The sequence below is a fragment of the Mesorhizobium sp. P2_B11 genome, assembly GCF_056404855.1.
The window spans coordinates 692,864-712,148 of record NZ_JBFUDF010000003.1 but is presented as its reverse complement, the minus strand read 5'-3'; the positions used below and the strand labels follow the sequence as shown (position 1 = coordinate 712,148).

Sequence of the window (19,285 nt, the reverse complement as noted above, 5' to 3'; positions counted from 1 at the left end):
GTCAGGTCGCCACGGCCTTGCCGCCACCCACCGGCTTCTCCTCGTCGGCGGTCGTAGCCTGCGGCCGCAACCTGAACAGGATCAGCAAGGGCGCTGCGATGAAGATCGACGAGTAGGTGCCGAAGACGACACCGAACAGCATCGCCATGGTGAACGAACGGATCACTTCGCCGCCGAACAGCACCAGCGCCAACAGCGCCAGGATTGTCGTCACCGAGGTCAGCGTCGTTCTCGACAGCGTCTCGTTGATGGCGTTATTCAACAATTGCGGCAGCGGCATCTTTTTGTATTTTCTGAGATCCTCGCGGACGCGGTCATAGACCACGATGGTGTCATTGAGCGAATAGCCGATGATGGTCAGGATCGCCGCCAGTGAGGACTGGTTGAACTCGAGCCCAGTGATGACGAAGAAGCCCAGCGTCATCACCACATCGTGCACCGTCGCCACGATGGCGCCGACCGCGAACTGCCATTCGAAACGGAACCAGACATAGACCAGGATGCCGACCAGCGCGATCAGCATGGCGATGGTGCCTTGCTTGGCCAATTCGCCCGAAACCGTCGGACCCACCACTTCGACGCGGCGGAAATCATAAGTGTCCTGCAGCTCGCCGCGCACCTTGTCAATGACGGTCTGCTCGGCGTTCTCGCCGCCCTCCTGGGTGCCGACGCGGATCAGCACGTCATTCGGTGCGCCGAACTGCTGGACCTGCACTTCACCGATGTTGAGCTCCGACAACCGGCTTCTGATATCGCCGATGTCGGCGTCGCCTTGCTTGGACTGCACCTCGATGATCGAACCGCCCTTGAAGTCGATGCCGTAGTTGATATCGACGGTCAGGAACAGCACCACCGACAGGACGGACAGCAGGCTGGACAGCGCGAACGTCCAGCGCCGGATGCCCATGAACGGGATCTTCGTGCCGGGCGGAATGAAGGTCACCGGCGCGCGCGGCAATTCCTTCGGACGCGCGCGGCGCAGCCAGATCGACACCAGCAGGCGGGTGAAGGTGAAGGCGGTGAACACCGTGGTCAGGATGCCGATGGCGTAGGTGATGGCAAAGCCCTTGACCGGACCGGTGCCGAGATAAAACAGCACCACGGTGGCGATCAGCGACGTGACGTTCGAATCGACGATGGTCGCCAGCGCCTTGGTGAAACCGGTGTCGATCGCTTGTATCACCGAGCGCCCAGCGCGTCGCTCCTCACGGATGCGTTCATAGATCAGCACGTTGGAATCGACCGCCATGCCGATGGTCAGCACGATACCGGCAATGCCGGGCAAGGTCAGCGTCGCGCCCAGCAGCGACAACAGACCGACGATCATCGCCACGTGTACGGCCAGCGCAATGTTGGCGAGGAAGCCGAGGAAGCCGTAGGCGACGAACATGAAGGCGACGACGAGGATGGAGCCGATAATGCCGGCGACCTTGCCGGCATGGATCGAATCCTGGCCGAGGCCCGGGCCCACCGTGCGTTCTTCGATCACGGTCAGCTTCGCCGGCAGCGCGCCGGCGCGCAGCAGCACGGCGAGATCGTTGGCGCTTTCAGCGGTAAAATTGCCGGAGATCTGGCCGCTGCCGCCGAGGATCGGCTCGCGGATCACCGGCGCCGAAATCACCTGGTTGTCGAGGATGATGGCGAATGGCTTGCCGACATTCTGCTGCGTCGCCTGGCCGAACCGGGTCGCGCCGCGCGAATTGAAGGTGAACGCAACCACCGGCTCGTTGTTTTGCGAGTTGTAGGTGGCCGTCGCCTTGGCGAGATCCTCGCCGGAAACGATGACGCGGTTTTCCACAAGATACGGAACCGGCGGATCGTCCTGCGAGTAGAGCACCGAGGAGCCTGCCGGCGGGCGCCCGTTGAGCGCATCCTGCACCGACATCGAGGTGTCGACCATCTGGAAGGTCATCTTGGCGGTCTGGCCGATGATTTCCTTCAGCCTTTGCGGATCCTGCAGGCCAGGCACCTGGACCAGCACACGGTCGTCGCCCTGCCGCTGCACGATCGGCTCAGTGGTGCCGAGTTCGTTGACGCGGCGCTCGACGACTTCGATCGACTGCGCCAGTGCGGCGGAGGTGCGGTATTTGATGCCGGCGTCGGTGACAGTGAATTTGAGCAGGCCGGCTTCGGAATCATCCAGCGACATTTCCTGGATAGAGCCGCCGGTGAACAGGCCGGCGGCGACCGGATCGGTCAGCGGCTTGAGCGCCGTCTTTGCGGCGTCGATCTGATTTGGGTCCGTTATGCGCACCTGCACGGTCCTGCCCGTGCCGCCGAGGCCGGTATAGCCCACCTTGGCATCGCGCAGCAGCGTGCGGATTTCGTCGCGTGTCGTTTCCAGCTGCGCCTTGACCAGATCGTTCTGGTCCATCTGCAAGAGAATGTGCGATCCGCCCTGCAGGTCGAGACCCAGCGTCATCTGCCGCTTCGGCACCCAGCTGGGCAATTGCGCCAATGTGCTGGCCGGGAAGAGATTGGGCGCGGCAAGGATGAACGTGGCGGCCACGGCCAGCCAGATCAGGATCATCTTCAGGCGCGAAAAATACAGCATATGGCGTCGTCCGTCAGGGCATACTGGCGGATCGTTCCGCCGACAATTCGGTTATTTCTTGGCGTTCTGGTTCGCCACCGGCTCGCCCTTACCCTGCACACCGTCGATTGTCGAGCGCGCCAACGCCAGATTGCCGCTGCCGCCGGGGTGGGTTCCGGCGTCAATCGGTTGATTTTCGGCCTTATTATAACTCGGAAAACCGCCAGGCGTGATGCGAAATCAACACCCGGCTTCTGCCTGTCGTATCGGCGGGTCACACCGCCCGAAGGGCCAGCATCTCCGGCTGGTTACTTCTTGGCGTTCTGGTTGGCCACCGGCTCGCCCTTGACCCGCACGTCGGCGATGGTCGAGCGCAGCGCCGTCACCTTGGTGCCGCCGCCGAGGTCGATCTCGAGCTCATGGTCGTCGATCACCTTGGTCACCTTGCCGACAAAGCCGCCGCCGGTGATGACCGTGTCGCCGCGGCGCACCGCCGAGAGCATCTCCTGGCGCTTCTTCAGCTGCGCGCGCTGCGGCCGGATGATGAGGAAATACATGATCACGAAGATCAGCACGAACGGGAGTATCATGCCGATATCCCCGAACGGACCAAGCGGAGTTCCGGTGGCTTGGGCATATGCCGGTGTGACGAACATCAAGAACTCCTGGTTACGAAGAAGGCCATAAGGCGGCCTTGCCAAATTTGGCCGGAATATAGTGGGTAAAGTTGCCAATGCAACTGGACCGCCCGGCTTTCGGCTGCTTTTCCGGCCGGTTGACCCGTGTTAGAGCATGCACCCTGATAGCGGGCGTGGTTTTTGCAAAAGATCACGCTCAAACAAAAGCTTGGAACCAGTTCCTATCTCGCCCGGACCAGGACGATTTCCGCCCCTGCCCACGTTTGCGGAACAAAACAAATGACCGAGACATGACCGACAGCACCATCGAGGCCCTGAACCAGAAGCTCGACCGCCTGATCGAGGCGGTCACCCGCCTCGCCCCGCCGCCGGTGCCGAAGACCGATCTTGCCGTGGCCGACTGCTTCGTCTGGCAGGCCGATCCCGGCTATCTCGAGCCGGTGCGCAAGGTCAACCGCGTCGACATCGGCCTGATCCGAGGCGTCGATCGCGTGCGTGACATCCTGGTCGAAAACACCGAGCGCTTCGCCGCCGGCCACGCCGCCAACAATGTGTTGTTGTGGGGCGCGCGCGGCATGGGCAAGTCATCGCTGGTCAAGGCGGTGCATGCCGAGATCAATGCCAAAGCCAAGTCCGACCTGCCGCTGAAGCTGATCGAGATCCACCGCGAGGACATCGACACGCTGCCCAGGCTGATGGGCCAGTTGAAGGCAGCGCCCTTCCGCATCATCCTGTTTTGCGACGACCTCTCGTTCGACCATGACGACACCTCCTACAAGTCGCTGAAGGCAGCGCTTGAAGGCGGCGTCGAGGGCCGCCCGGCCAATGTCATCTTCTACGCCACGTCGAACCGCCGGCACCTGTTACCGCGCGACATGATCGACAATGAGCGCTCGACCGCCATCAACCCGTCGGAGGCGGTCGAGGAAAAGGTTTCGCTGTCCGACCGTTTCGGCCTGTGGCTCGGCTTCCACAAATGTTCGCAGGACGAATATCTCGACATGGTCAATGGCTATGCGAGCCATCACGGGCTGGAGATCGAACCTGAGCAGCTGCGGGCCGAAGCGCTGGAATGGGCGACAACGCGCGGCAGCCGCTCGGGTCGTGTCGCCTGGCAGTTCACCCAGGATCTGGCTGGCCGACTCGGCAAGCCGCTCAACGACTGATGTCGATCCGACAGAACTGAAAAAGCCCGCCCCTGGCAGGGCGGGCTGAGCCGGCGGGCCGGACTGGAGGTCAGACGGCCAGCAATCGTTTATTGTTCTATTCGAGATAGCCGGACGGATCGACCGGCGCCGAGTTCTTGCGCACTTCGAAGTGCAGTTTCGGCGAGTCGGTGGTGCCGCTCATTCCCGACAGCGCGATTTCCTGGCCGCGCTTGACCTTCTGGCCGCGCTGCACCTCGATTGAACTGGCGTGACCATAGACGGTGACCAGCCCGTTTTCGTGGCGCACCAGCACCGTGTTGCCGAATTCCTTGAGGCCGTCGCCGGCATAGATGACGACGCCGTTCTCGGCCGCCTTGACCGGTGTTCCCTCAGGCACCGCGATGTCGACACCGTCCTTGCCACCACCAAAGCTGGAGATGACGCGGCCACGCACCGGCCAGCGCATCTTGCCGATGCCGGTGGCATCCGGCGCAACAGCATCGTCGTCCTCAGCCTGCTGGATGACTTTGGCGTCCTTCTTCGGCGGTGTGTAGGTGGCGAGCGTCTCCGTCGGCTTTGCCGCCGGCTGGGTGGTGGCCGTCGTCACCGGATCGACCTTTGCCGGCTTGACGCTGGCAACGGTCGCCGTGCCGCCGGCCGGAACCTTCAGCGTCTGGCCGATCTTGAGCAGACCGTCCTTCATACCATTCGCCTGCTTCAGTGCGACGACGCCGACGCCGGTCTTGCGTGCGATGGAGGACATGGTGTCGCCCGACTGCACGGTATAGGTGCCGGCACCCGCCTTGGGCGTGGCCGCAGCCGTCTGCTGCGCCGGTTTGTCGGTCTTCGGCTTGTTCGCGGCGGCCGAAGCGTCGACCTGCGCGGCGGACTTGCCGTCCTTGAGTTTTGGCTGCTGCGGCAGCACGGCGACCTTCTCCGGCGCCGGCGCCTTGGGGCTGTTCGCCGGCTTGCCGTCGGCGACCTTCGGCTCGGTCCCTTTGCTCGAATAGGCATAGGCCGGGATGACCAGCTTCTGGCCGGTCTTCAGCCCCTTGGTGGCGCTCAAGCCGTTGACCTTCATGATCACATCGGCCGGCACGTGATAGTGCTGGGCGATGCCGGAAATGGTCTCGCCGTCCCTGACGACGATCTCGGTGGCATGCGGCGTGCCGGCAACGGCCGACTTCGGCGCATCGGACTCACCAGCATTCTTGAACGGTCTTGCCGGCTGAACCGTGCCGGTCGTCATCGTCCTGTCGACATGCGGCGCCGGTGCCAGTGCCGGCGCGGAAGCGGTGCGCATCGGCGCCGCAGCAGGCTGGCTTGGCGGCGGCAGCTGCTGAACGGTGACCGGCTCCAGGCTGGAGCGGCTGACCGACTGGGTGTGGCTGCCATCGACGGGTGCTGCCGAAACGTCGCCCGGATAGGGCTGCGCGGTGCTCTGCTTGTCGATGATGGCGCGCTGATTGTTGGTCGAGGAGGTGAAGACGTCGTCTACACCGTTGAACCGCGAGGCCTGGGAGCTACACCCCGCAGCCACGCCGGCTAGCATGAGGACAGCGCAACCCCGCGACAGAGTACGCCCGTTTGCCTTCAAAACACTGAATTGCATCGCACTAACCCGCACAGACCCGGTACACACTGGTCATGATTAAAGCGCGTTAATGTTACTGTCGGGTTAACCCCATAGAATCAGACGCAAATTTTCTTAAAACATTTTCGAATGCGCCGAAGGTGCGTTGAGATTCTGGTCACCATCAACTTCGTCATCCCTGGGCGGAGCAGCCGCGAAGCGACGTCGCGAAGACCCTGGGATCCATTCCGTGACGTTGGCCGAAGGACGCAGCGGAGCAGAATTCTGAACCGTTGCAACGCCTTAACTTCGCGGCATGGATCCTCGGGTCTGCGCCGCGTCGCTTCGCTCCTTGCTCCGCCCGTGGATGACGAAGCGATGGCTTCGTAGGCGCAAGAGCGTGGATCAAATCACCGCCGCGACGCTGCGCATGATCGGTTGCAAGCGTACCGTGCCGATATCCTCGCGCTCGAAACGGCTGCCGACCTTGGTCAGCTTGGCCAGCACCTGCTCGCCCTCTTCCGGTCCGATCGGCGCAATGACGATGCCGCCGCTCGACAGCTGGTCGAGCAGAAAGCGCGGCAGGCTGTCGAATGCCGCCCAGGCGACGATGCGGTCGAACGGCCCTTCATTGGCAAGCCCATTGGAACCGTCGGCCTGGCGCACGACGACGTTGCCGATGCCGAGCGCCTCGAAGCGCTGCTTCGCCTGTTCGGTCAGCGTTTTGTAGCGGTCGATCGAGACGACCCGCGCCGCCAGCCGCGACATCACCGCCGCCGTGTAGCCCGAGCCGGTGCCGATCTCGAGCACGCGGTTGCCGGACTCTATCGCCAACGACGCGATCACCGCCGCCTGCAGGTCGGCGCCCTCGATCGCCTCGCCGCATTCGATCGGCAGCATGCCGTCCGACCAGGCGATCGAATGGTATTGTCCGTTGAGGAAGCCGCGCCGCGGCGTCGCCTCGAAGGCGGCGATTAGCGCCTTCGGCACGGCGCCGCCCTGCCCACGCAGCCGCAGCAGGAAAGCAGCAAAACCCTCGCGGTCGTCGAGCGGCAGGTTCATGCCAACACCTTATTCATGCCAAAACCTTATCTATGCGAGTGCCTTGGTCAGTTGATCGCGGATTTCATGCGCGGTGAGGTCAAGCTGAAGCGGCGTCACCGACACCAGCCGGTTGCGCAAGGCATGGAGGTCGGTGCCTTCTCTGCCCTCGACCGGCTCGCGGCCGAAGCGCAGCCAGTAGTAAGGCAGGCCCCGGCCGTCGCGGCGCTCGTCAACCCACAGGCTGTGCACCAGCTTGCCTTGCGAGGTGACGACCGTGCCCGCGACCTGGTCAGGCAGGCAATTCGGAAAATTGACGTTGAGCAGCACGCCGTCCGGCAGCGGCATGGCAACAAGCTTTTTCAGCAGCGCCGGGGCCAGCGTCTCGGTGGTCTCGTAGGGAACGACACGGTCCTCGCCGACATAGGAATAGCCCTGGCTCAGCGCGATCGAGCGGATGCCGAGCAGCGCGCCTTCCATGGCGCCGGCGACGGTGCCGGAATAGGTGACGTCGTCGGCGATGTTGGCGCCGGAATTGACGCCCGACAGGATCAGGTCCGGCGGCTCGGGCAGTATCTTCTTGACCCCCATGATGACGCAGTCGGTCGGTGTGCCGCGCACGGCATAATGCTTCTCGCCGATCTTTCTCAGGCGCAGCGGCTCCGAGATCGACAGCGAATGCGCATAGCCCGACTGGTCCTGCTCCGGCGCCACCACCCAGACATCGTCCGAAAGCGTGCGGGCGATGCGTTCGAGCGACGCCAGGCCCTCGGCGTGGATGCCGTCATCATTGGTCAGAAGAATGCGCATTATTTCGATTCGATCTTCGCCAGACCGCCCATGTAAGGCCGCAGCACTTCAGGAATGGTTACACTGCCATCCTCATTCTGGTAGTTTTCGATGACAGCTATGAGTGCACGGCCGACGGCGGTGCCCGAACCGTTCAGCGTATGAACGAAGCGGTTGCCCTTGCCGTCTTTGTCCTTGTAGCGGGCATCCATGCGCCGGGCCTGGAAATCGCCGCAGACCGAACAGGACGAGATCTCGCGATAGGCGTTCTGCCCGGGCAGCCAGACCTCGATGTCGTAAGTCTTGCGTGCGCCAAAACCCATGTCGCCGGTGCACAGCACCATGGTGCGGAACGGCAGTTCCAACCGCTTCAGCACTTCTTCGGCGCATTGCGTCATCCGCTCATGTTCGGCGAGCGAAGACTCCTGGTCGGTGATCGACACCAGCTCGACCTTGTAGAACTGGTGCTGGCGCAGCATGCCGCGCGTGTCGCGACCGGCCGACCCGGCTTCCGAACGGAAGCACGGCGTTAGCGCGGTGTAGCGAAGTGGCAGCTTTTCATGCGACGTGATCTCCTCGCGCACCAGATTGGTGAGTGGCACCTCGGCGGTCGGAATCAGCCCCAGCCGGCCATCGCCATGCGGCGTGAAGAACAGATCGTCCTCAAATTTCGGCAGCTGGTTGGTGCCGAACAGAACTTCGTCCCTGACCATCAGTGGCGGGATGATTTCCTCATAACCGTGCTCGGTCGTGTGCAAATCGAGCATGAACTGGCCGATGGCGCGCTCCATACGTGCCAGTCCGCTCTTCAACACGGTGAAGCGCGAGCCCGACAGTTTTGCCGCCCGCTCGAAATCCATCATGCCGAGCGCTTCGCCGATCTCGAAGTGCTCTTTCACCCAGTTCGGCCGCGTCGGTATTTTGCCGACAATATGCCTGACGACATTGTCGTGCTCATCCTTGCCGACCGGGACATCGTCGAGTGGCACGTTGGGCAGCACCGCCAGCGCGTCGTTCAGCGCCTTGTCGAGTTCACGCTCGCGGGCCTCGCCATTCTGGATGAAGGTCTTGATGTCGCCGACTTCTGCCTTGAGCTTTTCGGCAAGCGCTGCATCGCCCGAGCGCATGGCGTTGCCGATCTCTTTCGAGGCGGCGTTGCGGCGCTCCTGCTTGGTCTGCAATTCGGTAACGTGCTCGCGCCGCGCCTCGTCTTTGGCGATCAGATCGTCGACCGTGGACTGCGCCTCGTCAGCCGACCACGAGCGCTTGACCAGCGCCTCGGCAAGGGCCTTCGGGTTGTCGCGAATCCATTTGATATCGAGCATGTTGGTTCGTCCTCAGGATAAGGCCTGAGGGGGTAAACCGCATCCTTGATCGATGCAAGACGAGCGTTCAGCGACTGCCGCGTTTTTCCGCCGGCGCAGCCGCCCAAGGCTCGCCGTCTAGGAAGAAGCCTGCGTTGAAGACGCTTTCGCTGCCTTTTCGGCCACGGCTTCGGCCGCTTCCTGCTTTTCGCGCGCCAGCTTCTGCTTGACCTGGTCTCGCTCGATCAGCCGAGCCGCCCAGATCGACACTTCGTAGAGCAGGATGGTCGGGATGGCCAAACCGATCTGGCTCATCGGATCGGGCGGCGTCAGCACGGCCGCGACGACGAAGGCGATGACGATCGCCCATTTGCGCTTTTCGGCCAGCGCCTTCGACGACAGCATGCCGACGCGCGTCATCAGGCTGGTCACCACCGGCAGCTGGAACACCAGGCCGAAGGAGAAGATCAGCGTCATGATCAGGCTGAGATATTCCGACACTTTCGGCAGCAGCGATATCTGCACCTGATCGTCGGTGCCGGCCTGCTGCATGGCGAGGAAGAACCACATCACCATCGGCGTGAAGAAGAAATAGACCAGCGACGCGCCCATCAGGAACAGGATCGGCGAAGCGATGAGGAACGGCAGGAAGGCGTTGCGTTCGTTCTTGTAGAGGCCGGGCGCGATGAATTTATAGATCTGCGTGGCGATCAGCGGGAAGGCGATGACCATGCCGCCGAACATGGCGAGCTTGACCTGCGTGAAGAAGAATTCCTGCGGCGCCGTATAGATCAGCTCGACCTTGTGCGGATCGAGCCCTGCCCATTGCGTCGCCCATTTGAACGGGATGACCAAAAGGTTGAACAGCTTCTTGGCGAAGAAGAAGCAGACGAGGAAAGCAACGAAGAAGCCGCCGATCGACCAGATCAGCCGCCGGCGCAATTCGATCAGATGCTCCATCAGCGGAGCCGACGACTTCTCGATCTCGTCCTTTTCGCTGTCCGCAATGCTCACTTGGCGGCTCCCGCCGTCTTCTTGGGCGCAGGCTTTTTGGCCGGCGCAGGCTTCGGGTCAGCCTTTGTGGCTGCCTTTGGTGCAGCAGCTGATTTGGCGGCTTTTGCCGGTGCAACCTTGGCAGGCGCTGCTGACGGCTTGGCCGAAGCCTTGGCCGGTGCTGCCTTGGTGGCAGCCACCCTGGCTGCCGGGGCGTTCGCTTGCTTCGGTGCAGCCGCCTTCTTCGCAGGCGCTTTTTGCGGCGCTGCCGTTGCAGCAGCCGGTGTCACCACGGATTCATCGGTCATGGCCGGGAAGATCGGCGCAGGCGGGGTAGCGTCCGGAGCGCTCACACCGGGCATTACCGTCGCGCCGTTCTTCAGCGGCTCCGCTGCCTGCGGCGTCTCTGCGGCCGGCGTTGAGGGATCGTCGGCCGGCTTCGGCTTCATCACCGCATCGACGCCAGAGCGCACATCGGCTGCCGCCTGTTCGAACGGATTGAGCTGCTTGCGGATCTCGGCTGCCGGATTGAGGCTTCTGAGCGTATCGACCGACTTCTTGACGTCGTCGAGTTCGGCTTCCTTCAGCGCCTCGTTGAACTGCTTCTGGAAGTCGGCGGCCATCGCGCGCAGCTTCGCCGTCGTGCGGCCGAAGGTGCGCAGCATATTTGGCAAATCCTTGGGCCCGACGACCACGATCATGACGATCGCGATCACCAGCATTTCGGTCCAGCCGACTTCAAACATGGCAATCTGTTCCGACTAGAACCTTGGGCTCAGCTCTTGCTGGCCTTTTCCTTCACGGCCGAAACGGTCTCGTCGGGGCGGTGCTCGACGGTGCGCTTGTCCTCGGCGGTCTCGTCGTCAGCCATGCCCTTCTTGAAGCTCTTGATGCCCTTGGCCATGTCGCCCATCAGCTCGGGAATCTTGCCGCGGCCGAACACCAGCAGCACGATCACCAGCACGATCATCCAATGCCAAATCGAAAATGAACCCATTGTAACTCTCTCTCGAATGTTTTCCCTGGCGATGATCTATGCGTTTTCGCGTTGGGATTCAAACACAACAGCGACAAAGTTTATGAAGGCGCGGCTTATGTCACGCGTTTTCAGCAAAGCTGCCCGCTACCAATCGGCGCATCTACATCCGGAAAGCGGCTTTTGACAGGCGCTGCCGGGTCAATCTTCCGTGACGCGCGGCGTCAACAGGCCGAGTTCCTCGAGGTCGATGTCAGTCAGCGCATCCTCGTCCTCGGTCAGCGCATCCGGATCGGCCGGCGGCAGCGGGATGGCGAAGTTCGAAGGCATGCGGCCGGAGAGCAGCCCCGCCCCCTTCAACTCGTCCATGCCGGGAAGATCGCGGATCTCCTCCAGCGCGAAATGGTCGAGAAAGCTGTCCGTTGTGCCGTAGGTGACCGGACGGCCGGGCGTGCGGCGGCGGCCGCGCATGCGCACCCATTCCGTCTCGAGCAGCGTGTCGAGCGTGCCCTTCGACGTCTCGACGCCCCTGATGTCCTCGATCTCGGCACGCGTCACCGGCTGGTGGTAGGCGATGATCGCCAGCACTTCGAGCGCCGCGCGTGAAAGCTTGCGTTGCTGGACGGTGTCCCTGCTCATCAGGAAGGCGAGATCGCCGGCGGTGCGGAACGCCCAGGCGTCGCCGACCCGGACCAGATTGACGCCGCGCCGCGCATAGATCTGCTGCAGCTCGGCCATCGCCGCGGCAATGTTGATGCCGTCGGGCAGTCTGGCTGCGAGCTGTTTTTCGCTGACCGGCTCGGCGCTGGCGAACACGATCGCCTCCGCCATACGCACGGCTTCCGCCATATGCAGCCGCTCGCCAGGGTTCAGGGGCGAATTCTGGGTCTCGGTCGGATCCTGGACGACGTCACCCTCCTCCGTCTCGTCTTCGACCTTGAACGGAATGACCGAAGCGTTGGCGCGTTCGCTCATGATGCTACCTCGACTGCCTTGATTGCTTGCTCCCGGTGGTCGCGCAGATAGATCGGCGCAAACGCCTGGTCCTGCCGCATATCGATCTGGCGCTCGCGCACCATTTCCAGTGTCGCGGCGAACGAACTGGCGATCGCCGTGCGCCGTTCTTCCGGGCTCGTCATATAGTCGATCAGGAAGCTGTCGAGCGTCGTCCAGTCGCGCATCGAACCGATCAGCCGGGCCAGGATGTCGCGCGCGTCCTTGAGCGACCACACGCCGCGCCGGGCGATCGTCACATTCGTGATCGCGTGCTTCTGCCGCTGCTGGGCATACGCCGTGAGCAGATCGTAGAGCGAAGCCGAATAGGCATTACGCTTCTCGACAATGACCATTTCGGGCATGCCGCGCGCGAACACGTCGCGTCCCAGCCGGTTGCGGTTGACCAGCCGCGCCGAGGCGTCGCGCATGGCTTCCAGGCGCTTGAGCCGGAACTGCAGCACCGCCGCCAGTTCCTCGCCGCTTTCGCCTTCCTCGCCGGGCTGCTTGGGAATCAGGAGCTTCGACTTGAGGAAGGCCAGCCACGCCGCCATCACCAGATAGTCGGCGGCAAGCTCGAGCCTGAGCGCCCTCGCCGTCTCGACGAAGGTCAGATACTGCTCGACCAGCGCCAGGATCGAAATGCGCGCCAGATCGACCTTCTGGGTGCGGGCAAGGTGCAGCAGAAGGTCAAGCGGACCTTCGAAGCCGGCGACGTCGACGACCAGCGACGGATCGCCGGTGACGCGTGAATCGTCGTTCTCGGCCCACAGACGGTCCATCGGTGCGGCCTTCGCAGCCTTGCTGTCCAATGTTTCCGCCACTTGCCCGTGTATCTCCTGTCTAGGCCACCGCGTCGAAATAGGTGGCAAACTCGGCGCGTATCTCGGTTTCGTCGGCCCGGTCGCGATCCCTTATATAGGTCAGCGCCCGCTTGGCGCGTTCCAGCGACGTCCCTTCAAGTCCTGTGGTTCGCGATGCGATGCCCGCCATCTCCTCGAAAACGCCATTGCAGTGAAGGACCAGATCGCAGCCCGCCGCAAGGATCGAGGCCGCCTTTGTCGGGAAATCCCCAGAAAGTGCCTTCATCGAAGTGTCGTCGCTCATCAACAGTCCGTCGAAGCCGATCTCACGGCGGATAATCTCGTCGATGACCTTGCCCGACGTCGTTGCCGGGTTGTTCGGATCGATGGCGCTGTAGACGACATGCGCCGTCATCGCCATCGGCAGATGGCTAAGCTCCCGGAACGGGGCGAAATCATGCCGCTGCAGGTCGCTCAGCGAGGCATCGACCACAGGCAGTTCGAAATGCGTGTCGGCAAAGGCGCGTCCGTGGCCCGGAATGTGCTTCATCACCGGCAGCACGCCACCCGACATCAGCCCTTCCGCCGCGGCGCGGCCAAGTTCGATGACCGGGCGGGGCTCCTTGCCATAGGCGCGCGCGCCGATAACGTCGCTGGCGCCCTCGATCGGCACGTCCAGCACCGGCAGGCAATCGGCCGAGATGCCGTAGCGCAACAGGTCGAAAGCATGCAGCCGCGCCATCAGCCAGGCGGCGCGTGTGCCGGCATCATGGTCCTTGCGCCACAATGCGCCGAGCGCACCGCCGGCAGGGTAATTCGGCGCCAGCGGCGGCCGCAGGCGTTGCACCCGCCCGCCCTCCTGGTCGATGAACACCAACGCGTCAGGACGCCCTATGCAGTCGCGCATTTCGGCGACCAGATCGCGAATCTGCTCGGTCTCGCCGATGTTGCGCGCAAACAGGATGAAGCCCCACGGGCATTCATTGCGATAGAAGCGGATTTCGTCGCGAGTGAGCGATTTCCCGGCACAGCCGAGGATCATGGATTTTGATTCGGTCATCCCGTCAGTTTAGGGCTTCGCGCCGCCAAAGGGAATCACCCCGGGCCTCAAGGGCCTGAACCGCTTGCCTGTCCACATGAAAAAGCCGGCGCGACCCCTTGGGAACGCGCCGGCTTTGATGATTGGATCAGGTCTTAGCGCGACACGAAGCAGTTGCCGCCGGCAGCCTTATAGCTGGTGCACAGATTGATCGCATCATTGCGCGACTGCGCCGGAACGCGGACACGGTAGAAGGTGCCCTTGCCGGCGATCTCCGCCTTGACGATGTTGGCTGTGCGGCCGGCCAGCACGCTGCCGTAGCGGCGCTGCAGGTCGGCATAGTTGGCCTGGGCGCTTTCGACTGTCGGCTGCGAAGCGATCTGCATCGACCACGAACCGCCGCCTGACGTCGAAGCCGTCGCCGGAATGGAGGCAACCTGGTCGGGCTTGACCTCGCCGACCACGTCGACCGGCTGGTCGGACGGGCGCTGCGGCGCCACGGCAACCGTCTCCGGCGTGTTGGCGGACTGGGTCTCAACCTTCGGCGCGGCCGCCGGCTTCACAGGCTTGGCCGGCTTGGCGGTCTCGGCAGGTGCCTGGTCGCTGTTTGCCTGATCGGTGGCTGGCGCCACGGTGCCGGTCGGCTCGGCATCGGCTGAGGGGGCGACGTGCTGCGGCGCCGGATCGGTTGGCTCGGCAGCCGCAATCTGCGGCGCAGCCGGCGCCGGATCCTCGCGCGCCACCAGCGAGCCGTCAGGCTTGACCACCATGGTCCGCACCTTGCGCGGGGCAACGGCAACCGTATCGGGGTTCTTGTCGGCTTCCTGCAGCACCTGCGCGATGCGGTCCTCGGACTTGGGTGCCGGTGCCACAGCCGCGTCGGGATTGCCGGCGGCGTCGGGGTTAGCCGCGGCTTCGGGGTTGCCGGCGGCATCGGTGCCAGGGGCAGCGTCGGTCTCGTCGGGCGACAGATCGACGACGCGGCTTTCCGGCTCCTTTGCCTTCACATCGACCGGCTCTTCGGTGTTGGTGACAAGCTTCTCCTGCACCGGCTCAGTCGGCTTGGTGCCCTTGGCGACCGCGTCATAGACCTTGTTGTCCTGGTTCGGCACGACGGCGCCGCCCGGGTTTTCCGGCTTGACCTTGATTGGCGTGTTGTCGGCCTTGACGATCACGGGAGCGTCGCTGCCGCCCTTGCCGCCAAAGGACAGGGCAAAGGCGCCGAGGCCACCGATAACAGCCACCGCACCGACGACCGCGGCGATAAACAGGCCGCTTCGGCGCGGCTTTGCGGTTTCCTGTTCGGCCAGGCCCGGCACCGCCATCGCTTCGTCCAGGTCCGGATCGTAGTCGAGTTCGTCGACAGCGAAATCGTCGGCCTGCGAAACCGGCTGGCTGCCGGGCAGCTCGTCCACGTCGAAGCCGCCAGCAGCACCGGCGTAGGCATTCTGCGTCGCCGCAAGGACTTCGGCCGGCCGCGCTGCATAGGCGCGCTGGTCGAGCTCATGGCCCGAACTGAAGCCTGAACTGTAGGATTCGTCGTCATAGGCGGCGCTGCGCGTGGCCGCAGGCGGCGGCGCCACTTCCAGCGCGTTCATGTCGTTGAGCATGCCGGCGAATTCGGCATCGATATCGTCATAGGCCGCCGGCTCGTCTTCCTGGAAGTTGAGCTCGGGAATATCGAGGTCGTCGGCGATCGCCACGACACGCTCCGGCACATCGACCGTCTCGACATCCGGCATCTCGTCATAGGTCGGAGCCGGCGCCTGGCGCGTCGGTGTGGGCGCCACATAGGCGGCGGCTGCGGCCGGCTGTTCGCTATAAGCTGGCGCTGGCGCCGACGGCATCGAAGCCATCGGCTGCGCTACAAAAGAAGCTTGGGGCTGCGCTGTAAAGGAAGGCTGGGCGGGAGTCGGGGTCACGCGGCTCCACGAACGCGCCGGCTCCGGCGGCGTCGAGCGCCAATCGCCGGCGACCGGGGTGTCGTCATCACCGAGATCGATGCCCTTGGCCAGGGCCGCATCGAAGGCATGATCATCAAACTCGATCTCGGGCTCATGACCGTCGAGTTCGCCCGCAAGCAGATCCTCGAAATCGGGATCGTTCTGGGCCGCAGCGGCTTGAGGAGCCTGCGCCGGCGCATGTTCGTCCAGGTCCCAGTCGAGATTGTCGGCAGGAGCCGTCGGCGCCGCGGCGGACCGCTGCACCGGTACGACAGGCTCATAGGCCCGGGTTGGCTCGATGGCCCGGGTGGGCTCGATGGTCCTGGTGGGTTCAATGACCGGGGCGGGCCTTGGCGTGGTCATCGCGCCAAGCAGCGCGTTGAGTTCATCTTCCAATGTCCGTTCGTCAGCAGCCGGCGCGGCCGGGGTCGCCACAACGGTGGGCGCGACATAGGCAGGGGCGACCGGAGCAGGCTGTACCGCAACTGGCGGTACCGGGGCCGGCTGCACCGGGGCGGTCTCCACCTCGGCAACCGGCTCGTGGTCGGCAACCGCGTCGTCGATGCTCAGATCGAAATCGTCGAAGGCTTCGGGTGCGGCCTCTTCGTGCGCGGCCTCATGGGAGGGGCTAGCCTCCGCAATCCACGCCGGCATCTCATCGGCTTCCGGCGCATCGATCTCAACCGGCGCGCTGGCCTCCAGATCGCTGACATCCAGATCGCTGACATCCAGACCGCGCTCTTCCGGAGCTTCAACAGGCTGAGCTTCGAACGCCTGGGGTTCGAAATCCTGGGCAGCGAAATCCATGTCGACATCGGCCATTGCGTCGTCGAAATGGCCGGCAAAATCCTCGTCGGCAACAGCATGGTCGCCGGCATCGACAACCTCGGTTGCCGGAGCGGCATATTGCTCCTGCGCCGGTACATGGCGGTCCAGCGTCAGCTCGTCTTCCAGCGACAGCGAGACAGCATTGTCGAAATCATCGTCGAATGCGACGTCGTCGGCAGGCGCGGCAACCTCGGCAACACCAGCGCCATCGGCGACGGTCGCGTCGTCGTCGAGCTGCAATCCCTGCTCCAGCGAAGCGGCAAGCTCGTCGTCCATCGGCAGGTCGTCTTCGAGCGGCGACACGTTTTCCAGCGAGCTGGCAACAGCATTGTCGAAATCGTCATCGAATGCCAGTTCTTCGAATGCGGGCTCGGCAAACGAAGGTTCGGCGGCCGGCGCCAAAGCCTGCGGAGGAGCGCCAAAATCATGATCGGCGGCATCGTCGAACACGAAATCATGGTCCAGCGAAGCGGCAAGCGCATCGTCCATCGCGGCATCAGTGGTTTCGAAAGCCGGCTCGCGAATCTCGGCGGCAGGTTCATAAACCTCGGCAGCGGGCTGGTAGAGTTCGGCAACAGGCTGGCTCACTTCCACGGAAGCAGCGTCGTCGCCGAGTTCGCCCATCAACTCCTTCTCGAGGTCGATGTCGAAATCGCCCTCGTCCGCAGCCTTCGGGACGACTGGCGCCTGCGGCTTGACCGGCTGGCGCGGATCGAAACCCATGATCCTGGTCAGTTCAGCGAACGGATCATCCTCGGCGATGTCGTTGTTGTCGGCTACTCTCAGCTGGGTTCTGTCTGCCATTATTGTTCCCGAACTCGCACTCATTCGGACGCCATGGACGTCGCGTAGGGTTGGCCCTTACCAGCGCAATGTGGGCAAATGGTGACAGGTGTTTTAGTCAAACCTAACGCATTTCGGTGGGCGCATCAGCCCCAATCAGCGTCAGGCCGGAGGTCAAAACATCCGAAACAGCCTGCACCAGCCCTAGTCTGGCATGCGTCAATTGTCGGTCGTTAACCTTAACAAAACGTAAGTCGGGATTATCGGTGCCCCGATTCCAGTGCCCGTGAAAGCTGGAGGCCAGATCGTAAAGGTAGAATGCCAGCCGATGCGGCTCCAGCGCAAGAGCCGCCGATTCGATCAGCCGGGGATATTCAGCCAGCTTCCGGATCAGCCCGATCTCGCCGTCGTCGGTGAGCAACGCAGAGGCCGCTGCCAGGCTGTTGCGGTCGAAATTCACTTCGCCCAGCTGCTCGCTCGCCTGCCGGAACACGGAATGGCAGCGCGCCGAGGCGTACTGCACGTAGAACACCGGGTTATCCTTGGATTGTTCGGTCACCTTGGCGAAGTCGAAGTCGAGTGGCGCGTCATTCTTGCGGAACAGCATCATGAAGCGCACCGCGTCGCGGCCCACCTCCTCAATGACTTCCCGCGCCGTGATGAAATTCCCGGCCCTTTTCCCCATCCGCACCGGTTCGCCGTCGCGAAACAGCTTGACCAGATTGCTAAGCAGAACCGTGAGCTTCACCTCGTCGCCGGCAATCGCCCGCGCCAGCGCTTCCAGCCGCTTGACGTAGCCGCCATGGTCGGCGCCCAGCACATAGATCAGGTCGACAAAGCCGCGATCGACCTTGTCCTTGAGATAGGCGACGTCAGCGGCGAAATAGGTGAATGAGCCGTCCGACTTGACCAGCGCCCGGTCCATATCGTCGCCGACCGCGGTCGAGCGGAACAAAGTCTGCTCGCGGTCTTCCCAGTCGTCCGGCTTCTCGCCCTTGGGCGGCGGCAGCTTGCCCTTGTAGATATGCCCCTTCAGCGTCAGATCGTTGATCGCCGAGCGGATCTTCTTGGCATTGTCGGCATGCAGCGTGCGCTCCGAGAAGAACACGTCGTGATGGACGTTGAGCAGCGCCAGATCGGCGCGGATCATGACCATCATCGCATCGATGGCGCGGTCCTTGACGATGGCCAGCGCCTCGTCATCCGGCATTTGCAGCAGGCTGCGGCCGAACTCTTTCGCCAGTTCCTGGCCAAGAGGAACCAGATAATCGCCCGGATAAAGGCCAGGCGGAATCTCGCCGATCTCGTCGCCGAGCGCCTCCCGATACCGCAGCATGACCGAGCGGCCGAGCACGTCGATCTGACCGCCTGCGTCGTTGATGATGTATTCCTTGGTCACGTCATAGCCGGCGAACGCCATCAGATTGGCCAGCGTGTCGCCGACCACCGCGCCGCGGCAATGGCCGACATGCATCGGCCCGGTCGGGTTGGCCGAGACATATTCGACATTGGTCTTGTTGCCGCCGCCGATGTTGGAACGGCCATAGTTGCGGCCCTCGCCGAGCAGCGCGGTCAGATGCGTCTGCCAGAAGGCGTCCTTGAGCCTGAGATTGACGAAGCCCGGGCCGGCGACATCGGCGGCGGCGACATCGGCGTCAGCGCGCAGCACGTCCACCAGCCTTTCGGCCAGTGCGCGTGGGTTCTGCCCCGTGGGCTTGGCCAGCACCATCGCCGCGTTGGTAGCGAGATCGCCATGGCTGGCGTCGCGCGGTGGCTCGACCGCGATTCGCGACAGGTCGGGCGAAACGCCATTACTGTCTTTCAAATCAAGCGCTTCGACGGCTTTTGTGATTCGCGCGCTGAAATCGGCGAAGATGTTCATGGGTCTTGCTCTGGCAGAC

At 63.4% G+C, this 19,285-nt stretch carries 15 protein-coding genes; 1 reads left to right on the top strand and 14 read right to left on the bottom strand.

The features are described 5' to 3' along the window. Position 1: 1 nt before the first annotated feature. Positions 2–2,554: a protein translocase subunit SecDF gene (gene secDF / locus AC1DYJ_RS11990; RefSeq protein ID WP_477281010.1), complete on the bottom strand. Its 2,553-nt coding sequence runs from the start codon at positions 2,552–2,554 to the stop codon at positions 2–4. A gap of 287 nt (positions 2,555–2,841) precedes the next feature. Continuing rightward, a complete protein-coding gene (gene yajC / locus AC1DYJ_RS11985) occupies positions 2,842–3,189 on the bottom strand; it encodes a preprotein translocase subunit YajC (protein ID WP_112564772.1) in 348 nt (115 codons plus the stop codon). Between the two features lie 272 nt (positions 3,190–3,461). Between yajC and AC1DYJ_RS11980 the strand changes: the two genes are divergently transcribed. Further along, positions 3,462–4,337, top strand: coding sequence for an ATP-binding protein (locus tag AC1DYJ_RS11980; protein WP_477281008.1), 876 nt, complete (start codon positions 3,462–3,464; stop codon positions 4,335–4,337). Positions 4,338–4,434: 97 nt separating this feature from the next. On the opposite strand, the gene AC1DYJ_RS11975 is transcribed toward AC1DYJ_RS11980, so the two are convergent. The 12 genes from AC1DYJ_RS11975 to argS all read right to left on the bottom strand — a co-directional run bounded on the left by AC1DYJ_RS11975 (position 4,435) and on the right by argS (position 19,266). Then, a complete protein-coding gene (locus AC1DYJ_RS11975; RefSeq protein WP_477281006.1) occupies positions 4,435–5,931 on the bottom strand; it encodes a peptidoglycan DD-metalloendopeptidase family protein in 1,497 nt (498 codons plus the stop codon). A 366-nt stretch (positions 5,932–6,297) separates the two neighbouring features. Then, complete coding sequence (locus AC1DYJ_RS11970) at positions 6,298–6,954, bottom strand: protein-L-isoaspartate(D-aspartate) O-methyltransferase (RefSeq protein WP_477281004.1); 657 nt, start codon at positions 6,952–6,954, stop codon at positions 6,298–6,300. Positions 6,955–6,984: 30 nt separating this feature from the next. After that, complete coding sequence (surE, locus tag AC1DYJ_RS11965; protein WP_477281002.1) at positions 6,985–7,743, bottom strand: 5'/3'-nucleotidase SurE; 759 nt, start codon at positions 7,741–7,743, stop codon at positions 6,985–6,987. After that, on the bottom strand, positions 7,743–9,047 hold the full coding sequence (gene serS, locus AC1DYJ_RS11960; RefSeq protein ID WP_477281000.1) for a serine--tRNA ligase: 1,305 nt from the start codon (positions 9,045–9,047) through the stop codon (positions 7,743–7,745). The genes surE and serS overlap by 1 nt, the downstream gene beginning before the upstream one ends. Before the next feature lie 117 nt (positions 9,048–9,164). Further along, positions 9,165–10,040, bottom strand: coding sequence for a twin-arginine translocase subunit TatC (gene tatC, locus AC1DYJ_RS11955; protein WP_477280999.1), 876 nt, complete (start codon positions 10,038–10,040; stop codon positions 9,165–9,167). After that, the gene (gene tatB, locus AC1DYJ_RS11950) at positions 10,037–10,765 is read right to left on the bottom strand and encodes a Sec-independent protein translocase protein TatB (protein WP_477280997.1); all 729 of its coding nucleotides are present in this window, start codon (positions 10,763–10,765) and stop codon (positions 10,037–10,039) included. The genes tatC and tatB overlap by 4 nt, the downstream gene beginning before the upstream one ends. 29 nt (positions 10,766–10,794) lie before the next feature. After that, entirely contained in the window at positions 10,795–11,016 is a 222-nt protein-coding gene (locus AC1DYJ_RS11945) for a twin-arginine translocase TatA/TatE family subunit (RefSeq protein WP_477280995.1), read from the bottom strand. Between the two features lie 180 nt (positions 11,017–11,196). After that, complete coding sequence (gene scpB, locus AC1DYJ_RS11940; RefSeq protein WP_477280993.1) at positions 11,197–11,970, bottom strand: SMC-Scp complex subunit ScpB; 774 nt, start codon at positions 11,968–11,970, stop codon at positions 11,197–11,199. Next, complete coding sequence (locus AC1DYJ_RS11935) at positions 11,967–12,770, bottom strand: segregation and condensation protein A (RefSeq protein ID WP_477281730.1); 804 nt, start codon at positions 12,768–12,770, stop codon at positions 11,967–11,969. The genes scpB and AC1DYJ_RS11935 overlap by 4 nt, the downstream gene beginning before the upstream one ends. A gap of 61 nt (positions 12,771–12,831) precedes the next feature. Continuing rightward, complete coding sequence (gene nagZ, locus AC1DYJ_RS11930; RefSeq protein ID WP_455858973.1) at positions 12,832–13,851, bottom strand: beta-N-acetylhexosaminidase; 1,020 nt, start codon at positions 13,849–13,851, stop codon at positions 12,832–12,834. Between the two features lie 134 nt (positions 13,852–13,985). Further along, positions 13,986–17,405, bottom strand: coding sequence for an SPOR domain-containing protein (locus AC1DYJ_RS11925; RefSeq protein WP_477280991.1), 3,420 nt, complete (start codon positions 17,403–17,405; stop codon positions 13,986–13,988). A 103-nt stretch (positions 17,406–17,508) separates the two neighbouring features. Further along, positions 17,509–19,266, bottom strand: a complete 1,758-nt coding sequence (argS, locus tag AC1DYJ_RS11920) for an arginine--tRNA ligase (RefSeq protein ID WP_477280989.1) — start codon at positions 19,264–19,266, stop codon at positions 17,509–17,511. Positions 19,267–19,285: the final 19 nt, after the last annotated feature.

What these genes read in the sequence shown, in the direction of transcription:
- AC1DYJ_RS11975 (WP_477281006.1), bottom strand. Translation starts at nt 5,931, where the DNA reads ATGCAATTCAGTGTTTTGAAGGCAAACGGGCGTACTCTGTCGCGGGGT.
- argS (WP_477280989.1), bottom strand. Translation starts at nt 19,266, where the DNA reads ATGAACATCTTCGCCGATTTCAGCGCGCGAATCACAAAAGCCGTCGAA.
- AC1DYJ_RS11935 (WP_477281730.1), bottom strand. Translation starts at nt 12,770, where the DNA reads ATGGACCGTCTGTGGGCCGAGAACGACGATTCACGCGTCACCGGCGAT.
- AC1DYJ_RS11970 (WP_477281004.1), bottom strand. Translation starts at nt 6,954, where the DNA reads ATGAACCTGCCGCTCGACGACCGCGAGGGTTTTGCTGCTTTCCTGCTG.
- scpB (WP_477280993.1), bottom strand. Translation starts at nt 11,970, where the DNA reads ATGAGCGAACGCGCCAACGCTTCGGTCATTCCGTTCAAGGTCGAAGAC.
- nagZ (WP_455858973.1), bottom strand. Translation starts at nt 13,851, where the DNA reads ATGACCGAATCAAAATCCATGATCCTCGGCTGTGCCGGGAAATCGCTC.
- AC1DYJ_RS11980 (WP_477281008.1), top strand. Translation starts at nt 3,462, where the DNA reads ATGACCGACAGCACCATCGAGGCCCTGAACCAGAAGCTCGACCGCCTG.
- AC1DYJ_RS11945 (WP_477280995.1), bottom strand. Translation starts at nt 11,016, where the DNA reads ATGGGTTCATTTTCGATTTGGCATTGGATGATCGTGCTGGTGATCGTG.
- serS (WP_477281000.1), bottom strand. Translation starts at nt 9,047, where the DNA reads ATGCTCGATATCAAATGGATTCGCGACAACCCGAAGGCCCTTGCCGAG.
- tatB (WP_477280997.1), bottom strand. Translation starts at nt 10,765, where the DNA reads ATGTTTGAAGTCGGCTGGACCGAAATGCTGGTGATCGCGATCGTCATG.
- yajC (WP_112564772.1), bottom strand. Translation starts at nt 3,189, where the DNA reads ATGTTCGTCACACCGGCATATGCCCAAGCCACCGGAACTCCGCTTGGT.
- secDF (WP_477281010.1), bottom strand. Translation starts at nt 2,554, where the DNA reads ATGCTGTATTTTTCGCGCCTGAAGATGATCCTGATCTGGCTGGCCGTG.
- AC1DYJ_RS11925 (WP_477280991.1), bottom strand. Translation starts at nt 17,405, where the DNA reads ATGGCAGACAGAACCCAGCTGAGAGTAGCCGACAACAACGACATCGCC.
- surE (WP_477281002.1), bottom strand. Translation starts at nt 7,743, where the DNA reads ATGCGCATTCTTCTGACCAATGATGACGGCATCCACGCCGAGGGCCTG.